15 protein-coding genes are annotated in these 18,398 nt (G+C 42.2%); 6 read left to right on the top strand and 9 right to left on the bottom strand.

The window, feature by feature from the left end; all coding sequences use genetic code 11:
* Nucleotides 1-544 precede the first annotated feature (544 nt).
* The 9 genes from mutT to nadC all read right to left on the bottom strand — a co-directional run bounded on the left by mutT (nucleotide 545) and on the right by nadC (nucleotide 8,828).
* Entirely contained in the window at nucleotides 545-943 is a 399-nt protein-coding gene (gene mutT, locus IEY40_RS12250; RefSeq protein ID WP_188956542.1) for an 8-oxo-dGTP diphosphatase MutT, read from the bottom strand.
* 22 nt (nucleotides 944-965) lie between these two features.
* Nucleotides 966-1,175: a DNA gyrase inhibitor YacG gene (yacG, locus tag IEY40_RS12245; RefSeq protein WP_188956539.1), complete on the bottom strand. Its 210-nt coding sequence runs from the start codon at nucleotides 1,173-1,175 to the stop codon at nucleotides 966-968.
* Between the two features lie 77 nt (nucleotides 1,176-1,252).
* Nucleotides 1,253-1,987 (bottom strand): cell division protein ZapD, encoded by a 735-nt coding sequence (gene zapD, locus IEY40_RS12240; protein ID WP_188956537.1) that lies wholly within the window; start codon nucleotides 1,985-1,987, stop codon nucleotides 1,253-1,255.
* The gene (gene coaE / locus IEY40_RS12235) at nucleotides 1,980-2,609 is read right to left on the bottom strand and encodes a dephospho-CoA kinase (protein ID WP_188956535.1); all 630 of its coding nucleotides are present in this window, start codon (nucleotides 2,607-2,609) and stop codon (nucleotides 1,980-1,982) included. The genes zapD and coaE overlap by 8 nt, the downstream gene beginning before the upstream one ends.
* Nucleotides 2,606-3,532 (bottom strand): prepilin peptidase, encoded by a 927-nt coding sequence (locus tag IEY40_RS12230; protein ID WP_188956533.1) that lies wholly within the window; start codon nucleotides 3,530-3,532, stop codon nucleotides 2,606-2,608. Before IEY40_RS12230 ends, coaE begins: the two co-directional genes overlap by 4 nt.
* A gap of 32 nt (nucleotides 3,533-3,564) precedes the next feature.
* Entirely contained in the window at nucleotides 3,565-4,830 is a 1,266-nt protein-coding gene (locus tag IEY40_RS12225; RefSeq protein ID WP_188956531.1) for a type II secretion system F family protein, read from the bottom strand.
* 107 nt (nucleotides 4,831-4,937) lie between these two features.
* Entirely contained in the window at nucleotides 4,938-6,644 is a 1,707-nt protein-coding gene (gene pilB / locus IEY40_RS12220) for a type IV-A pilus assembly ATPase PilB (RefSeq protein WP_188956529.1), read from the bottom strand.
* Between the two features lie 108 nt (nucleotides 6,645-6,752).
* Entirely contained in the window at nucleotides 6,753-7,187 is a 435-nt protein-coding gene (locus tag IEY40_RS20190) for a pilin (protein ID WP_283108000.1), read from the bottom strand.
* A 762-nt stretch (nucleotides 7,188-7,949) separates the two neighbouring features.
* Complete coding sequence (nadC, locus tag IEY40_RS12210) at nucleotides 7,950-8,828, bottom strand: carboxylating nicotinate-nucleotide diphosphorylase (protein ID WP_188956527.1); 879 nt, start codon at nucleotides 8,826-8,828, stop codon at nucleotides 7,950-7,952.
* A 208-nt stretch (nucleotides 8,829-9,036) separates the two neighbouring features.
* On the opposite strand from nadC, the gene ampD reads away from it, so the two are divergent.
* From ampD to lpdA, 6 genes are all read left to right on the top strand, one after another.
* Nucleotides 9,037-9,597 (top strand): 1,6-anhydro-N-acetylmuramyl-L-alanine amidase AmpD, encoded by a 561-nt coding sequence (gene ampD, locus IEY40_RS12205; RefSeq protein WP_188956525.1) that lies wholly within the window; start codon nucleotides 9,037-9,039, stop codon nucleotides 9,595-9,597.
* Nucleotides 9,598-9,698: 101 nt separating this feature from the next.
* The gene (gene ampE / locus IEY40_RS12200; RefSeq protein WP_188956523.1) at nucleotides 9,699-10,550 is read left to right on the top strand and encodes a beta-lactamase regulator AmpE; all 852 of its coding nucleotides are present in this window, start codon (nucleotides 9,699-9,701) and stop codon (nucleotides 10,548-10,550) included.
* 349 nt (nucleotides 10,551-10,899) lie between these two features.
* Nucleotides 10,900-11,652 carry a pyruvate dehydrogenase complex transcriptional repressor PdhR gene (gene pdhR, locus IEY40_RS12195; protein WP_188956521.1) on the top strand — a complete coding sequence of 251 codons (753 nt, stop codon included), beginning with the start codon at nucleotides 10,900-10,902 and terminating at the stop codon, nucleotides 11,650-11,652.
* A gap of 91 nt (nucleotides 11,653-11,743) precedes the next feature.
* Nucleotides 11,744-14,410 carry a pyruvate dehydrogenase (acetyl-transferring), homodimeric type gene (aceE, locus tag IEY40_RS12190; RefSeq protein WP_188956519.1) on the top strand — a complete coding sequence of 889 codons (2,667 nt, stop codon included), beginning with the start codon at nucleotides 11,744-11,746 and terminating at the stop codon, nucleotides 14,408-14,410.
* An 11-nt stretch (nucleotides 14,411-14,421) separates the two neighbouring features.
* Nucleotides 14,422-16,395 (top strand): dihydrolipoyllysine-residue acetyltransferase, encoded by a 1,974-nt coding sequence (gene aceF, locus IEY40_RS12185; protein WP_188956517.1) that lies wholly within the window; start codon nucleotides 14,422-14,424, stop codon nucleotides 16,393-16,395.
* 173 nt (nucleotides 16,396-16,568) lie between these two features.
* Nucleotides 16,569-17,999, top strand: coding sequence for a dihydrolipoyl dehydrogenase (lpdA, locus tag IEY40_RS12180; RefSeq protein ID WP_188956515.1), 1,431 nt, complete (start codon nucleotides 16,569-16,571; stop codon nucleotides 17,997-17,999).
* The last annotated feature ends 399 nt before the right edge of the window (nucleotides 18,000-18,398 follow it).

Raw genomic sequence — 18,398 nt, 5'->3', positions numbered from 1 at the left:
CTACGTTGATAGGCAAGGTGTGTAAGCGTTGTGAGGCGTTGAGCTAACTTGTACTAATGACCCGTGAGGCTTAACCATACAACCCAGATGGGTTTTACTGACCTTAGTGGTTAGAATAGAGCACTTAAATAGTGTGATAACTCAAGTAAGCTTTAATAAAGCATAATCAGCTTTTCGAATTATTATTTAATGCTTGAATAAGCGTTAGATAGAAAAAATTTGTCTGGAAACCATAGAGCTTCATTTCCAGACGCCTAATTTCTCTGAAAAGAGAGTGATAAGCCCGTTGCTAACGCAACGGGCTTTTTTACGTCTGAAATTTGAGTGTTGAATGGGCATGATAACAGTGTGGTCGATATGCCCATGCGAGAGTAGGTCATTTCCAGGCGCCTAATTATCTCGTTAAGAGAGTGATAAGCCCCTTGCTAACGCAACGGGCTTTTTTATGTTTATATTTTGAGTGTGATGAATACAGCACGAGCATTATGACAGTAAGGCCGATATTTGGAGCATAAAAGGCCATCGATATTGATGGCTTTATTATCTATGAATTTAACGCTAGGAGCTTATCAATAATAGGTTTGTTGGCTTCTGGGAACTGATAGTCGTTAAGATCGTGGATATATACCCACTTCACTTGCTGACCTTCTACGCCAACCGCATTTCCGGTGAAGTCTGTAACTAAATGAATATCTAATCGAACATGTTTGTCAGGGTAGTCATGGCTAATATCCATAAATTCAGTGGTTTGATTTATGTCTAAGTCTACTTCCTCTTTAAGCTCGCGGATCAATGCTTCAGTTACTGATTCATTTTGTTCTACTTTACCACCGGGAAACTCCCATTTACCGCCCTGATGAAGATGATCATGACGTTTAGCTAATAGGACTTGTTTTTGTATATTAATAATCACGCCAACGGCGACATGGATTCTCTTTTGCATGTTAGCTCTTATGGTATCGTAATTATTGTTTAAAGAAGTCTTCTTCATCGTAACCAATATCATCCATCATATCAGGATCAATATTGTCTTTTACTGGAATGCTGTGTTTCTCGCTTGCCCAGTCACCTAGATCGATGAGTTTGCATCTTTCGCTACAAAAGGGCTTAAATAATGCCTCCGCATTCCATAGCACTGATGTACTGCAAATGGGGCATTTTACTGTTAATGGCATATTGTTATCTCTTACTCTACTTCATGCTGCAAATGCAATTCAGTGTTAGTTATCATTATGATGTGATGTTAAAGGGTTTAGCTACAGGTTGCTAGTGAGAACTCAATTGTAGAGTGGGTATGGCGGTGTAAATTGAAGTCGACAAAGTGGATTGCGTAACGGTTTTTATGGCCACTTATGGTTGGATAGCAATGTTGATCCGCATTTATTTTAACCCGGATAAGTGAAAGCGCTTGTGGTGTGTCACCTTGATAAAAGCCGGCTTTAGCTTGTATCTGATTAAACTCTGCTGATTTTCTACATAAAGACAGTAATAACATTATAGGGGCTAGTAAGGGTTGAAACTGAAGTAACCAAAATTGAATATCTTGCTGTCGTTGTTGCCAGGACTGCCCTAGCCAAAAATGTAATTGTGGTAAATCGAAATTGCAGTACGCGCCAGTCATATTGAAACGCTGTCGTAATGCAGTAATAAACCTGTCTTGTTTAATGGTAGAGCCAATCCTTTGTGGATTATGCAGTGGCACTTTAAGCGTTTTTAATTGTTGGATTATTTGGCTAATGTGCTCGCTATTAGACTCTTGTTGAAAGCTTATTTGGGTTAGTTGTTGTATTTGGCGGTCAATATCTTTTAGTACTTCGGTTCGATAATCGCAGCGTTCAACTAGTTCTGCTAGTGAGAATAAAGGATAAAAACATTGATGTTGTTGATCTTGGAGGATGTTGTTCTGTAATTGCTGGGCAAGATTTTCTAAGCGTAAATAACTGCGTATTTTTTCATTTAAAGGTTGTTCGTAAATTAAATCAGTCATTAGGCTTAATAGATAACTCATCTGCTTGTTGTAGAAAGAGTTGATGCAGGCGAGCTACTTGACTGCGCAACAGGTTAATATCTCCCTGATTGTCAATAATGTGGTCAGCTTTATCAATTCGTTGTTGTCTACTCATTTGGCTTGCGAGTATATGTTCAACTTGTTGCTGGCTAACTCCATCACGTTGCATCGTCCTTGAAATTTGTAACTCCGGTGAAATGTCTACCACCAAAGTTGTAGTTACTAAACTATCTAATTGATTCTCAAATAGCAAGGGTACAACCATAATTACATAAGCTGACGTTGATGTATTAACTTGTTCTAACATGGTTTGACGGATCATCGGGTGTAACAAACTGTTGAGCCAGAGTCGTTGCACTTCATTGTTAAACACTTTGCTGCGTAGTGCAGCTCTATCGAGTTGTCCATCTGGGAGTAGTATTTCATTACCGAAATGCTCAGTAATTATGGTTAATCCCTTAGAGCCTTTTTGAACCACTTCTCTGGCTATTACATCAGCGTCGACTAGTTGAATGCCATACTCTGCAAATAAGTTAGCCACTGTTGTTTTCCCGCTAGCAATGCCACCGGTTAAGCCAACGACAAACCGTTTGTTAATCATAGTATGCTGAGATACCAATTAATAATATCTTGTCCCCAAACTAGTGCAATCCAACCTGCAGCGGCTATGTAGGGGCCAAATGGGATTGGGTTACCTTTGTTAAGCTTCTTAGTGATAATCATCATGATGCCGACTACCGCACCAACCAGTGAAGACAGCAATATAATGAGCGGTAGCATTTGCCAGCCTAACCAGGCCCCAAATACGGCTAACAGCTTAAAATCGCCGTAACCCATACCTTCCTTGCCTGTGACGAGTTTAAATAACCAGAAAACTGACCACAGGCTTAAATAACCGACAGCGGCACCAATAATCGCATCTTCAGGGCTAGTGTAAATACCTTTAAGATTGATGACTAACCCTAGCCATAATATCGGTAAGGTCAGTTGGTCGGGAAGTAGCATCTCATCTAAATCGATACCGGTTAACGCCACTAACACAAAGGTTAATATACTGGCATAGACAAACTGCCATGTGGAACCAAAATAGAACGCCAGCGTGGCGATGAGTAAACCCGTTAGCAGCTCAATGATAGGGTAGCGTGCAGAAATTGCGGTTTTACAATTGGCACATTTTCCTTTTAATGATAACCAACCAAGAATAGGTAAATTATGACATGGCTTAATGTCGCTTTTGCATTTAGGGCAGGCAGAGCCTGGCACTACGATATTGTATTTTTCCGGAAATTCATCGATTGGCTTATTTAAACGTTCATTACCGATTTGTTTAACAATATCAGGGTGATATTCGTTTAGGTAAAAGTTACATTCACTTTGCCACTCACGTTTCATCATCACTGGTAAGCGATGAATCACAACGTTAAGAAAGCTGCCAATGGTGGCAGCAAAGATAAAGCTAATCGCCACAAAAGCCCAGGGATATAGGTGCATTGTGGTGATAAAGGTTGAGATAAATTCAGTCATTTATAATCTATATATTTTTATTATTTAAATTGCTAACCGACAATATTACCCATTTCAAAAATAGGTAAATACATACCGATAATTAGTCCACCAACAACGGTACCAATCACCACCATCATGATAGGTTCAATGAGGCTTGATAAACCATCAACTGCATCATCAACTTGCATTTCATAGATGTTAGCGACTTTATTGAGCATTTCATCTAAACCGCCGGACTCTTCACCAATCATTACCATTTGAATTAGCATATCTGGGAACAAGCCTGTGGTGCGCATTGCGACGTTCATTTGCATGCCTGCCATGACTTCTTGACGTACTTTTAACAAGGCGCTGCGGTAGACATAGTTTCCTGAAGCGCCAGCAGCTGATTCTAGACCATCAATTAAGGGTACACCTGCAGCGAATGTGGTTGCTAACGTTCGGGCAAAACGTGACATAGCTGCTTTATGGAGAATATCGCCAATAGCCGGAATTTTTAACACCAGTTGGTCTATCTTGTTACGAAACTCTAATGAATTCCTGTGAGTTCGCCTAAATAACCAAATAGCAGCAATAATTGCTATGGCAAAATAATACCAGGAACTCTGAAGCCAGCGTGACACATCAATAATGAGCTGTGTGAATGCAGGGAGCTCTGCACCAAAGCCGTTAAAGATATCTTCAAATTGTGGTACAACAAATAATAGTAGGAGTGTTGTTACTGCAAAAGCTACAACGACAACCGCAGCAGGGTAAAACATGGCTTTTTTGATTTTAGATTTTAACTGTTCCGCTTTCTCGCGATATAAAGCAATACGGTCAAATACCGCATCAAGTGAGCCCGAATGTTCACCTGCAGCCACCAAATCGACATAAAGGTCATCAAAAAATTGCCTATGAGGACGCAAAGCTTCTGATAAAGGAATACCTGATTGTACATCCGATAATATTGTTCCTAGAAGTTCTCTTACTTTGGCTTTCTCATGACCACGCCCAAGCAGTTCAATTGTCGTTACTAATGGTACTCCCGCAGATAGCATAGTGGCAATCTGTCGAGTAATCATAGCAATATCCATTGCGGTGATTTTTTTCTCAGATTTAAATAACGGTGCCGACTTTTTACGCACGCCTTTTGGGGTCACGCCTTGTGCTTTTAAAACTGTACGGATTTCAGCGATGCTTGAACCACGTAGCTCACCTGAAGTACGTGCACCATCTCGATTGACCCCTTTCCACTCAAATGTAAACACCTTAGGTTGGTGTTTTTGAGTTTGTTTTCTGGTTTTCGGTTTTCTTTTTGCTGCTGCAGTGGCCATAGAGCCAGTCCTTTTATTAGCGAGCTCTTATCCATAATTGAGACAGTTCAGAGCGATTTTGCAAAGTAGAATAAATTGATATCGTTTATTTTGGTACTGTAGACTAATTAAAAGCTGGTGACACGGTTTATTTCGGCAATACTGGTGACGCCATGGATCACTTTTAACAGGCCAGATTGGCGTAAATCGCGCATGCCTTGCTGTTTGGCTTGTTTGGCGATTTGCAGTGAGTTACCGCCTTCCATGATAGTGCGGGCAATTTCATCGCTCATCTTCATGACTTCGTAAATACCGACACGGCCTTTATAGCCGCCTGAGCATAATTCACAGCCCACGGGTTTAAATACGCTAATGCCTTTACTAATGTCAGCTTCTTGAAACCCTAGGCGCTGTAATTCTGCTGTCGGTACGTCTTCAACTTGCTTGCAAGCAGGGCATAAGCGTCTCGCTAAACGTTGCGCGATAATTAAATTCACTGAGCTGGCAATGTTATAACCGGGTACGCCCATATTGATTAGGCGGGTTAAGGTTTCGGCCGCGGAATTGGTGTGAAGTGTTGATAATACCAGGTGACCAGTTTGTGCCGCTTTAATGGCGATTTCAGCAGTTTCTAAATCACGGATTTCACCTACCATCACCACATCAGGGTCTTGACGTAAAAATGATCGTAGCGCAGAGGCAAAAGTCAGCCCTGCTTTTAAATTAATGTGAACCTGATTAACACCTTCGAGATTAATCTCGACCGGATCTTCAGCAGTAGAGATATTGCGCTCTTCGGTATTAAGGATATTAAGCCCAGTATATAAGGATACGGTTTTACCCGAACCTGTTGGTCCAGTAACCAGAATCATCCCTTGGGGTTTAGCAAGCATTTCTTCGTATAATAAGCGTTGGTCATCTTCATAGCCGAGCTTTTCAATACCTAATTGCGCAGAAGATGAGTCCAAAATACGCATTACGATTTTTTCGCCCCAAATGGTGGGTAGGGTACTGACACGAAAATCGATGGATTTGGTGCGCGACAGCTTCATTTTAATGCGACCATCTTGCGGTACGCGGCGCTCAGCAATATCCAATTTCGACATGACTTTTAAGCGAGCTGAAATCCGGTTGGATAAATTGACTGGTGGTTCGGATACTTCATGCAATATACCGTCTATACGAAAACGAATCCGGTAGCGTTTTTCATAGGGTTCGAAGTGTAAGTCAGAGGCACCTTTACGAATAGCATCGGTAAGAATTTTATTAATATAGATAACGATAGGTGCATCGTCGCTACTATCACTGCTCGGTTCATCATCTCTATTGGTATCGGCAACTTCGATGCCAGCCAGTGCTTCTTCGTCAATGCCTTCTAAACCTAACCCGCTTATATCTTCTTCGAGTATTTTTTCAAGTGCTTTAAGGAGTTTGTCATCTTCGACTAAAATAGCTTCAGCATGTAATCCAAGGCTGAATTGAAAATCTTCAAGGGCTGCAATATTGGTTGGATCTGATGTGGCAATATAAAGGCGGTTACCGCGTTTAAAAAGCGGTAAACATTTATGTTTAGATATGAGTTTTTTATTTAACAAATCTTCAGCAATAGATGCAATATCAAATTCATTTAAGTCAAGAAGAGGAGTACCGTATTCTTCATAACAAAGTTCGGCGATTTCACGAGCAGATAATAACTTTGAGTGAGTTAGCGTTGTAACGAGTGAAACTTTCGATTTACGTGACTGCGTAATGGAAGTGCTGAGCTGCTCTTCTGTTAACAGGTTTTTTTTTATGAATAATGTGGAAAGACCAAGATTTAATCCTGCAGTCGACATGTCTATTACCTTGCTAACTTAGTGATACTAAAAGATTATGGCACAATAACGTTTATAGCCAAAGACAAAAAAGGCAGCTGAATGCTGCCTTTTAATAAAAATATTATATTAAACTTTTGTACAGTTACCTGGCAAAAACTTAGTTTCTAAATCTGATGTACAGGTCCAAACACCTTCAGCAGATCTTGATAAAGTAATAATTTTGCCTTCAAATTTATCAGCGTTACCACCTTGAGCTTCACAAGCAATATCAGTAGTACCAGTTAATGTAATATCGCAATAAGTTCCACCCGTTTCTGTTTGACCAATATAGCCTGGATCTGTAGCAGTAGTAGATGGGTCCTTCCCTTCGTTTACAGCAATTTCGAAAGCAGATTTTAAGCCGGTTATTTCTGAATAAGCAGAACCAGCTTGAGATTTAACTGTATAATCCTGGTAAGCAGGCAGTGCGATTGCAGCTAGAATACCGATGATCGCGACTACGATCATTAATTCAATAAGAGTAAAACCCTTAGCGTTTTTGATTTGGTTGATACCTTTCATTTTTCTCTCCGTAAAATTAGGCCGGGCAGTATCAATCCTAGATGGCGAACTACTCATTTTCTAGTATGAAGTGAGTCCGCTGGCATTCCATTTGCCGAAAACCTTAAGCACAATTGTGTGGTTGTCGATGTTATATCGACATAACCACGTTTTAGTTTTTGCCAACATTGCTTAATGTTGTGGTGTTTGTAAATACACTATGAGCGCATTTACATCTACGTTAACGTCAATAAATGTTAGCAGATTATTTACTTAATGACATTTCGGCTGAGCAGTAAACCTAGAGCAAATACGCTAACGTTAACATGCAGACAATGTACATTTGAGTAATTAGTCTATTATAGACCTTCGCAAATGTGGACTAAATGTTAACAGGTTTGCACTTATTTACACTTTAGCGGTTACTGTGCATGGCCGAAAGGCCAACTCGCCTACGGTAAACGTTAGTATAAACCGTTACAAAATGGAATAGTTTTACCGTACAAATAAAAAATAAATGTCTAAAAATGCTGTAAATTCACATTTTCCGCACATTATACGATAAGTTTTTTTTGACATGCTAGCTTTGTGAGTTATTTTTTTGACATAAATGCAACATCGTCGATTTGTTGGCGTTTTTTATGCCTGAATGGAATGTGCAGAAAGCCTAGATTCGAGAGCGCTACGCTGCTAGAGACTATAAAAGTTCAGCAGCGAAGCTGTCCTAGAAGCGGAGCGACCTAGCAGGACTTAGTCCGCCCTAGCGCCTAGGATCTAGAAGCATCACGCTTTTAATCGTAGTGATAAGTCTAAGGCTTTAACGTGCTTAGTGAGCGCACCTACCGAAATATAATCAACACCCGTTTGTGCAAATGTGGCTAGGGTGTCTAGGGTGACATTGCCTGAAACTTCTAGTTTTGCGCCTTGGCCTTTGTCTTTATAACGATTATTAATACTAACTGCATCAACCATCATGGTGACGTCGAAGTTGTCTAACATAATAATGTCGGCGCCACCTTCAAGTGCCTGTGTTAGTTCGTCAAGTGATTCCACTTCTACTTCAACTGGTTTGCGATCGTCTAATTCGCGAGCTGCGGTTATGGCTTGAGCAATACCACCGCAGGCCATAATGTGGTTTTCTTTTATTAAAAAAGCATCGAATAAGCCAATGCGATGATTTTTGCCGCCGCCACAGGTTACTGCATACTTTTGCGCAGTACGTAACCCTGGAATGGTTTTACGAGTGTCGAGTAGGCGAGTATGTGTGCCAGAGAGTTTGTCGACATAATGCTTTGTGAGTGTTGCAGTACCTGACAGGGTTTGAATAAAGTTCATTGCGGTACGTTCACCGGTTAAAATAGCCCGTGCAGATCCCGATAACTCACATAACACTTGATTAGGTACAACAAGGTCTCCGTCATCAACATGCCAATGCAGCACGACTTCACCGCCTAGTTGGTTAAAGACTTGTTCTGCCCAGGCTTTGCCACAAAACACGCCATCTTCGCGAGTGATTAAGCTACCTGAAACGTGTTTGTCAGCAGGAATGAGTTGTGCAGTAATGTCTGCCGTTAACATGTCGTCGATGGTGTTGTGCGCGCTGTGGCCTAAATCTTCATCGAGAGCTGTTTTTACTGCGTGGCGGATGTCATTTTCTAACATAAGCAAAGTCCTTGCTAAAGAGCGTGATAGGGTAAAATGATGCCTCAGTACTGGTGCGGTCAACTGGTGCTGTCAATTACCAAAAGCATTTATACAAGATTACCATATTTAAACGAGAGACCGACACTCACTAATGGGCAATTTTTAACATTGGTATTCACGTTTAATGCTGTTAAATTTAGTTTATCGACATTGAGTTAAGGTTGTTATGGCTATTGGAGTATTAGATAACGGTTGGTTAGACAACGCTCGTAAGTGTTTGTCGCCACATTTTAATCAACGACCAGAAGGGGAAGTGAGCTTACTGGTTATTCATAACATTAGTTTGCCAGCGGGTTGCTTTGGTTTACCCCATATTGACGGGCTATTTCAGGGCTGTTTAGACACTAGCGCGGATGACAGCTTTACTGAGTTAGCGGGGTTACAGGTATCGGCACATTTTTTGATTCGCCGAGATGGAGAAGTGGTGCAATATGTTAGTTGTGATGATCGTGCTTGGCATGCTGGCGTATCAAGTTTTAACGATCGCATTGGCTGCAATGACTTTGCCATAGGTATTGAAATGGAAGGCACTGACACAAGTGGGTATACCGATGTGCAATATCAACAATTAACGCTGTTAACATTGGCCTTAATGGCGCAGTATCCTATGCTTACGTTATCAAATATTGTGGGCCATTGTGATATTGCTCCTGGACGTAAAACAGATCCAGGTGAAAGTTTTGATTGGCCACGTTATAAACAAGCCATTTTAACAGCAACAGTTTGAATGCACTTAACAAGATCCATTATTGACCGTTAACTACTTTATATATTGGCTCACAATGCAATCGATCATAATACGATAGCTTATTGGCAAAAAGGATATTCATGGCGTTATTTTCTTTATTAATAGCGATTTTAGTCGAGCGACTTAAATTGCTGCCAAGTGGGTTGCAGTTTGATCGCTTAATGACGCGTTACCACAAACAATTTTGGGATGCTGAATCACTAGCGTCTGATTTTGGCGTGGCAATGGCACTGATATTGCCTGCATTAGTGGTGTTTGTTGTGAGTCATTTATTGCAGGGGATGTTGTTCGATTTACTCAGTTTGTTGTTTTGGGCTGTGGTGTCGGTAATTTGTTTTAGTCACCAAAATTTGCGTGCGGTGTTTAAACAGTATATTCAGGCTGCCTGTCGTGGTGATGTGCAAGCATGTTATCGATATGCAGGGCAACTTGATTGTACCGAATGTCTTGATGTTGTTGATGAACAAGATTTAGGTGAAAAAGTGGGCCAAACGGTCGCCTGGATTAACTACCGTTATTACGGTGCTGTGGCGTTGTTTTTGATCTTTTTAGGCCCTGTTGGCGCTGTACTGTATTGCACGGTGCGTTTTTACAGTGACTTTAATGTTAAAAACCAAACAAAAATGCCGTTGGTTGATGATTTACAAACCTTACTTGATTGGTTACCAAGCCGGTTATTTAGTTTTGGTTATGTATTGAGTGGCCAGTTTAGCAGTGGTTTGCGAGCATGGCGCCAGCATGGGTTAAGAATTGGTTGTGATGCTAAGACTATAGTTACCCAAACAGCGGTTGCTGCAGAGTCGCTACCTGAAGCGGGAAATGCCCCTATTAGTGTGCAGTCTACTTTAGCGTTATTGGCATTAAGTAAGCGCAACTTTATATTGCTATTAACTTTAGTGTCGGTATTAACCATTTTTGGGTTTGTTAATTAGTAGGAGCAAGGTGCGTCGCTTCTAGGTTCTAGGTGCGGACTGCGTCCTGCTAGGACTGCTTCACTGCTGAGATTTTATCGTTTCTAGCAGCGTAGCGCTCTAGTTTCTAGTTTCTAGTTTCTAGTTTCTAGTTACTAGTTACTAGTTCATAGCGCTTTCGGGGAAATGGTCTGACCCCTTTAATTCAAATATCGGTTATGCTCGAGGATTGAGCGTTTTAAACAAACTTGTGCTCTGTTGTCAATAAGCTGATAACTAGACATGGCCTGTATGATTTGATAAAGTGCGCTCTCTCATATTAATTGGTAAGACCAATTGACAATCGCTTATTTAGGGAGCAGGGCGCCAGATGGCCTATAGTAAGATTACCCAGCCAAAAATTTCCGATGTGATCATGGAGCAATTAGAGCGCATGATCCTCGAAGGCAGTTTGCAGCCGGGTCAGAAACTGCCTCCCGAACGCGAACTTGCGGTGCAATTTGAAGTGTCTCGTCCTTCGTTGCGTGAAGCCATTCAAAAATTAGAAGCCAAAGGGTTGCTCATGCGTCGTCAAGGCGGTGGCACCTACGTAAAAGAACAGCTCTGGCAAAGTCTTGCCGATCCTATCGTTGAATTAATGCATAACGACTCTGAAAGCCAGTATGACTTGCTTGAGTTCCGTCACGCCACTGAAGGCATGATGGCCTATTATGCTGCGCTGCGTGGCACTGATGCGGATATGAAAAATATCCAAACTAAAATTAGTGACGTAGAGGCGGCTACAGACTTTGAGGCGAAAGCGGCTGCTATTGTGCGTTTTTATCGCGCGGTTGCTGAGGCCTCACACAATGTAGCTATGCTGCATCTAGTATTAAGTTTAACCCCTGTGTTACACAAAAATGTGGCACAAAACCTGGAGCTTTTAAGCATTCGCAAAGAAGCTTCCACCAAGGCAAATGATCACAGACGGGCATTATTGGCTGCGATTATACGCCGGGACCCAGACGCTGCGCGTGAAGCTTCGAATGAGCATTTAAGCTATATCGAAGAAGTCATGTTGTCAGTAAGAGAAGAAGACAGTCGGTTGCAACGTAGTTTGCGCCGTTTAAAGAGCGGCGTGTAACACTTGTCACTTTGAATAAGAATACACTTTTGCTGTGTCAACAAGCAGCAAAAAGCCGAAATATAATCCGTATATAGAGAAGGACTGCGAGATGTCTGAAGATATGCTTCAAGATTTAGACCCATCAGAAACCCAAGAATGGGTTGATGCTCTGCAAGCTGTTTTAGAGCAAGAAGGGCCTGAACGTGCACACTTTTTACTTGAAAAACTAATCGACAAAGCGCGTCGTAACGGTACTCACTTACCTTACAATGCAACTACTGCGTATTTAAATACTATTCCTGCTGGCCACGAGCCAAACATGCCTGGTAACCAAGAAATGGAACGTCGTATTCGTGCGATTATCCGTTGGAATGCTTTGGCGATGGTGTTACGTGGTTCTAAGAAAGATTTAGAGCTTGGTGGTCATATTTCAAGTTTCGCGTCTAGCGCAACGATTTACGATGTGTGTTTTAACCACTTCTTCCGTGCGCCAAATGAGCAAGATGGTGGTGACTTAGTTTACTTCCAAGGCCATATTGCACCTGGTATTTATGCGCGTTCGTTCCTTGAAGGTCGTATTACTGAAGAGCAAATGGCTAACTTCCGTCAAGAAGTTGATGGTAAAGGTCTATCTTCGTACCCACACCCTAAGTTAATGCCTAGTTATTGGCAGTTCCCGACGGTATCGATGGGTCTAGGTCCTATTCAAGCTATTTATCAAGCGCGTTATTTAAAGTATTTAACTGACCGCGGCTTAAAAGATTGTTCTAAGCAAACGGTTTACTGTTTCTTAGGTGACGGTGAGTGTGATGAGCCAGAAGCATTAGGTGCTATTGGTTTAGCTGCACGTGAAGAATTAGATAACTTAGTGTTTATTGTTAACTGTAACTTACAGCGTCTTGATGGCCCTGTTCGTGGTAACGGTAAAATTATCCAAGAACTTGAAGGCGAATTCCGCGGCGCAGGCTGGGAAGTGGTTAAAGTTATTTGGGGTCGCTACTGGGATCCATTATTGGCCCGTGACACTAGCGGTAAGTTATTACAGTTAATGGAAGAAACCGTAGATGGCGAATACCAAAACTGTAAAGCCAAAGGCGGCGCGTACACGCGTGAGCATTTCTTTGGTAAGTACCCAGAAACTGCCGAAATGGTAGCTAACATGTCAGACGATGACATTTGGCGTTTAAACCGTGGTGGCCATGACCCAGTTAAGATTTATGCTGCGCTTGAACATGCACAAAAAACCAAAGGTCGCCCTACGGTTATTTTAGCTAAAACCGTTAAAGGTTATGGTCTTGGCGATGCAGGCGAAGGTAAAAACATTGCTCATAACGTGAAGAAAATGGACATAGGGGCGATTCGTTACTTCCGTGACCGTTTCAACATCCCAATTCCTGATGACAAGTTAGACGACATGCCTTTCTATCATCCAGGCCCAGACTCTGAAGAAGTTAAATATTTGAAGAGTCGTCGTGAAGCGTTATTAGGTTACTTGCCGCAACGTCGTGAGAAGTTTACCGAAGAGCTTGAAGTACCGTCATTAAAGATTTTTGATTCGATTTTAAAAGGCTCTAACGGCCGTGAAATCTCGTCAACGATGGCATTTGTTCGTGTGTTAACTGCATTGTTAAAAGACAAAGGTATTGGTAAGCGTATCGTGCCAATTATTCCTGACGAAGCGCGTACTTTTGGTATGGAAGGTTTATTCCGTCAAGTGGGTATTTATGCTCACGAAGGCCAAAAATATATCCCACAAGATTCTGATCAAGTGGCGTATTACCGCGAAGATAAAACCGGTCAGGTTTTACAAGAAGGTATTAACGAATTAGGCGCAATGTCATCTTGGGTATCAGCTGCTACCAGCTACTCAGTGAATGACATGCCAACAATTCCATTTTATATCTACTACTCAATGTTCGGTTTCCAACGTATTGGCGACATGGCATGGGCTGCAGGCGACATGCGCGCACGTGGTTTCTTAGTCGGTGGTACTTCTGGTCGTACAACATTGAACGGTGAAGGTTTACAGCATCAAGATGGTCACAGCCACATATTGGCTAATACGATTCCAAACTGTATCTCTTACGACCCAACTTACGGTTATGAAATTGCAGTAGTGGTACAAGACGGTATCCGTCGTATGTATGGCGAAAATCAAGAAGATATTTTCTACTACTTAACTACCATGAACGAAAACTACGTTCAGCCTGAAATGCCAGCGGGTGCCGAAGAAGGTATCGTCAAAGGTATTTACAAGCTTGAAACTGTTGCCGGTAGTGGAAAAGGTAAAGTACAGCTAATGGGCTGTGGCACTATTTTAGAAGAAGTGCGTAAAGCGGCTCAAGCCCTTGCGAAAGACTTCGGTGTCAGTTCAGACGTGTATAGTGTTACTAGCTTTAACGAGTTAACGCGTGACGGCCAAGCGGCTGAGCGTTGGAACATGTTGCACCCAGAAGCTACGCCTAAGCAAGCGTATATCAGCCAGGTATTGTCTGCTGATGCACCTGCGATTGTGGCTACTGACTACATGAAGATATACGGCGAGCAATTACGTGCCTTCGTACCGACGGACTATAAAGTACTTGGTACTGATGGTTTTGGTCGTAGCGATAGCCGCGCAAACTTACGTCACCATTTTGAAGTAGACGCTAAGTTTATTGTTATTGCGGCACTGAAGTCTCTCGTTGAGCGCAATGAAATGCCAGTTGATGTGTTGACTAAAACCATCGCTGAATATGGCATTGATGCTGACAAGATCAACCCACAGTTCGCGTAAGGGGATACAAAATGGCTGAATTAAAAGAAGTTTTGGTTCCTAATATCGATACTGATGCAGTACAGGTTATTGAAATCTGTGCCGCAGTGGGTGATTTTCTTGAAAAAGAAGCATCAATCATTACAGTTGAAAGCGATAAAGCGACCATGGACATTCCAGCACCTTTTGCTGGAACGTTAACAGAATTGAAAATTGCAGTAGGCGATACCGTTTCTGAAGGTACCTTGATTGCGATGATGAGTGCAGCAAGTGCTGCACCTGCTAAATCTGATGCGCCAGCGCCAGCACCTAAAACTGAGGCGCCGGTTGCTCAAGCTGCTGCTCCAGCTCCAGTTGCACCCGTTGCAGCACCAGCTGGTAGTTCAGAAGTCATTGAAGTCAAAGTACCTGATATTGGCGGCGATACTGATGTGTCTGTCATCGAAGTGTTAGTTGCTGTTGGCGATAGTATTGACGTTGATACAGGTTTAATTACCTTAGAAACTGACAAAGCAACTATGGACGTACCATCACCTAAAGCTGGTGTGGTTAAATCAGTGACTGTGGCCGTTGGCGATAAAGTCTCTGAAGGTTCATTGGTTATTACGTTAGAAGTAGCCGGTTCAGCGCCTGTTGCAGCTCCACAAGCTCCTGCTCAAACTGCTGCTCCAGTAGCACAAGCTGCTCCTGCCGTTGCGACAACTCAAGTACAAGAAATTCATGTACCTGATATTGGCGACGCTAATGACGTTGATATTATTGAAGTGTTAGTTGCTGTTGGTGAGGACATCACTGCAGACCAAGGGCTAATTACCCTTGAAACAGATAAAGCGACAATGGAAGTGCCAGCACCATTTGCCGGTAAACTTGTGTCATTAACAGTTAAAGTGGGTGACAAAGTGTCTCAAGGTAGCTTAATTGCGACTATTGAGACCACAAGTTCTGCACCCGTTGCACAAGCGGCTCCTGCTCAAGCAGAGCCTACACCTGCGGCGCCAGCACCAGCAATGGCGGCTAGCCGTCCATCAGCTCCGCCAGTGCCACACCATCCAAGTGCCTCAGTGACTACATCAACAGGCGTAGTTCATGCTTCGCCTGCGGTACGTCGCTTAGCGCGTGAGTTTGGTGTTGATTTAACTAAGGTTACTGGTACTGGCCGCAAAGCACGTATTTTGAAAGAAGACGTGCAAGCGTTTGTTAAATACGAGTTGTCACGCCCTAAAGCCACTGCTGCAACCTCTGTTGCTGGTGGTGCAGGCGGCTTAAATGTGATTGCAGCGCCTAAAGTTGATTTCAGTAAGTTTGGTGAAGTGGAAGAAGTACCATTAAGCCGTATCCAGAAAATCTCTGGTCCTAACTTACACCGCAACTGGGTGACCATTCCTCATGTAACACAGTTTGACGAAGCAGACATCACCGAGATGGAAGCATTCCGCAAACAACAGAATGATATTGCTGCGAAGAAAAAAGCAGATTACAAAATCACTCCGCTTGTGTTCATGATGAAAGCGGTTGCTAAAACATTGGCTGAATTCCCAGTGTTTAACTCTAGCTTAAGTGCAGACGGTGAGTCGCTTATTCAGAAGAAGTACTTCCACATTGGTGTTGCTGTTGATACACCAAACGGCCTAATGGTTCCGGTTGTACGTGATGTTGATAAGAAAGGCATTGTTGAATTGTCGCGTGAGTTAACCGACATTTCTATCCGTGCTCGTGACGGCAAGCTTAAGTCTGCCGACATGCAAGGTAGCTGTTTTACCATTTCAAGTTTAGGTGGCATCGGCGGTACGGCGTTTACGCCGATTGTTAACTACCCGGATGTGGCGATTTTAGGTGTGTCAAAATCTGAAATTAAGCCTAAATGGAACGGTAAAGAGTTTGAACCTAAATTGATGTTGCCGTTGTCATTGTCATACGATCACCGTGTGATTGATGGCGCCATGGCCGCACGCTTTAGTGTGACCTTGTCAGGCATTTTATCTGACATACGCACCATCATTTTGTAAACAAATCTGGCCGCTCTAATAGAGTGGCCTTTTTTATGTCGATGATTATCACCAATGTTTGATTGTGATTGTCATCAAACAAAGGGTAAAATGCAGTCAGCTATCACAATCTGGCCACATTGATTGTTGAATCGGTTTTGTCCGCCAACATATGCAAAAGAATAGAGGAAAACATGAGTAACGAAATTAAAACTCAGGTAGTTGTATTAGGATCTGGCCCTGCAGGCTATTCAGCAGCATTCCGCGCCGCTGATTTAGGTTTAGATACCATTATCGTTGAACGTTTTAGCACCCTAGGTGGTGTATGTTTGAACGTAGGTTGTATCCCATCTAAAGCATTGCTACACATTGCTAAAGTGATTGAAGAAGCTAAATCAGCTGCAAGTCACGGTGTGGTATTTGGTGAGCCAACAATCGATTTAGAAAAACTCCGTGGCTTTAAAGAGAAAGTTGTTGGTCAGTTAACTGGCGGATTAGGCGGAATGTCTAAAATGCGTAAAGTTAACGTGGTTAACGGCTTTGGTAAGTTCACTGGCCCTAACAGCCTTGAAGTAACAGCTGAAGACGGCACAGTGACAGTTGTTCAGTTTGAACAAGCTATTATTGCTGCTGGCTCTCGTCCAATCAAACTGCCATTTATTCCACACGAAGATCCACGTATTTGGGATTCGACTGACGCACTAGAATTGAAAGAAGTGCCAGGTAAGTTATTGGTCATGGGCGGCGGGATCATTGGTCTAGAAATGGGTACAGTGTATTCATCATTAGGAAGTCAAATTGACGTGGTTGAAATGTTTGACCAAGTTATTCCTGCAGCTGACAAAGATATCGTTCGTGTGTTCACTAAGCAAATCAAGAAGAAGTTTAACCTTATTCTTGAAACTAAAGTGACTGCAGTTGAAGCTAAAGAAGACGGCATTTATGTAACAATGGAAGGCAAGAGCGCTCCTGCTGAACCAGTTCGTTACGATGCAGTGTTAGTGGCTATTGGCCGTTCACCAAATGGTAAGTTAATTTCTGCTGAAAAAGCAGGTGTTAATGTTGATGAGCGTGGCTTTATCAATGTAGACAAGCAATTACGTACAAACGTACCGCACATTTATGCTATCGGCGACATCGTTGGTCAACCAATGTTGGCTCACAAAGGTGTGCATGAAGGCCACGTAGCAGCTGAAGTAATTGCTGGTATGAAGCATTACTTCGACCCTAAAGTGATCCCATCGATTGCTTATACTGACCCAGAAGTAGCATGGGTTGGTTTAACTGAGAAAGAAGCAAAAGAGCAAGGTGTTGCATACGAAACTGCGACTTTCCCATGGGCTGCAAGCGGCCGTGCAATCGCATCAGATTGTAGTGAAGGTATGACCAAGTTAATTTTCGACAAAGAAACTCATCGTGTTATCGGTGGTGCTATTGTTGGTGTTAACGGTGGTGAATTACTAGGTGAAATCGGCCTAGCAATTGAAATGGGTTGTGATGCTGAAGATTTAGCATTAACAATTCACGCTCACCCAACCTTACATGAATCAGTTGGTTTAGCGGCTGAATTATATGAAGGGTCAATTACTGATTTACCTAACCCTAAAGCGGTTAAGAAGAAGTAATATCGCGTTATAATTACACATTAAAGCACTCTATACATGGAGTGCTTTTTTTTGATTTTTTTTTGAGTTTTTAGACTAGGCTTATACCTATTGATACCAAGCTTAATAGAATTAGTATGAATTTGTCATCGAAAGGCACTTATGGTCTTTATGTTAACAGACCACTTAGCTGCTTTGGTTAGCGTGGTTAGTTATTAAATTCAGCCTATGGAATGGCTCGTTTTTTGTTTACCTAATGCTGATCAATATTCGTAAAAAGAATTTAATGTTATGGGTGGGCGAGTTCTATTATTTTTACACTACCATGTACCTAGAAGGGTGAAATTCAATGGATATCATTCATAGCTAAAATACCGTATGCAATACCAAGCTTAGTATGTTGTTTTGCTATATCGATAA

This window comes from Shewanella ulleungensis, assembly GCF_014648315.1.
GTDB classification, from domain to species: Bacteria; Pseudomonadota; Gammaproteobacteria; order Enterobacterales; family Shewanellaceae; genus Shewanella; species Shewanella ulleungensis.
This window is presented reverse-complemented; position numbering and strand designations above follow the sequence as displayed.

Bases quoted from the DNA above. Each gene is read 5' to 3' on its own strand.
- mutT (WP_188956542.1), bottom strand. From the start codon at position 943: ATGCAAAAGAGAATCCATGTCGCCGTTGGCGTGATTATTAATATACAA.
- yacG (WP_188956539.1), bottom strand. From the start codon at position 1,175: ATGCCATTAACAGTAAAATGCCCCATTTGCAGTACATCAGTGCTATGG.
- zapD (WP_188956537.1), bottom strand. From the start codon at position 1,987: ATGACTGATTTAATTTACGAACAACCTTTAAATGAAAAAATACGCAGT.
- coaE (WP_188956535.1), bottom strand. From the start codon at position 2,609: ATGATTAACAAACGGTTTGTCGTTGGCTTAACCGGTGGCATTGCTAGC.
- IEY40_RS12230 (WP_188956533.1), bottom strand. From the start codon at position 3,532: ATGACTGAATTTATCTCAACCTTTATCACCACAATGCACCTATATCCC.
- IEY40_RS12225 (WP_188956531.1), bottom strand. From the start codon at position 4,830: ATGGCCACTGCAGCAGCAAAAAGAAAACCGAAAACCAGAAAACAAACT.
- pilB (WP_188956529.1), bottom strand. From the start codon at position 6,644: ATGTCGACTGCAGGATTAAATCTTGGTCTTTCCACATTATTCATAAAA.
- IEY40_RS20190 (WP_283108000.1), bottom strand. From the start codon at position 7,187: ATGAAAGGTATCAACCAAATCAAAAACGCTAAGGGTTTTACTCTTATT.
- nadC (WP_188956527.1), bottom strand. From the start codon at position 8,828: ATGTTAGAAAATGACATCCGCCACGCAGTAAAAACAGCTCTCGATGAA.
- ampD (WP_188956525.1), top strand. From the start codon at position 9,037: ATGGCTATTGGAGTATTAGATAACGGTTGGTTAGACAACGCTCGTAAG.
- ampE (WP_188956523.1), top strand. From the start codon at position 9,699: ATGGCGTTATTTTCTTTATTAATAGCGATTTTAGTCGAGCGACTTAAA.
- pdhR (WP_188956521.1), top strand. From the start codon at position 10,900: ATGGCCTATAGTAAGATTACCCAGCCAAAAATTTCCGATGTGATCATG.
- aceE (WP_188956519.1), top strand. From the start codon at position 11,744: ATGTCTGAAGATATGCTTCAAGATTTAGACCCATCAGAAACCCAAGAA.
- aceF (WP_188956517.1), top strand. From the start codon at position 14,422: ATGGCTGAATTAAAAGAAGTTTTGGTTCCTAATATCGATACTGATGCA.
- lpdA (WP_188956515.1), top strand. From the start codon at position 16,569: ATGAGTAACGAAATTAAAACTCAGGTAGTTGTATTAGGATCTGGCCCT.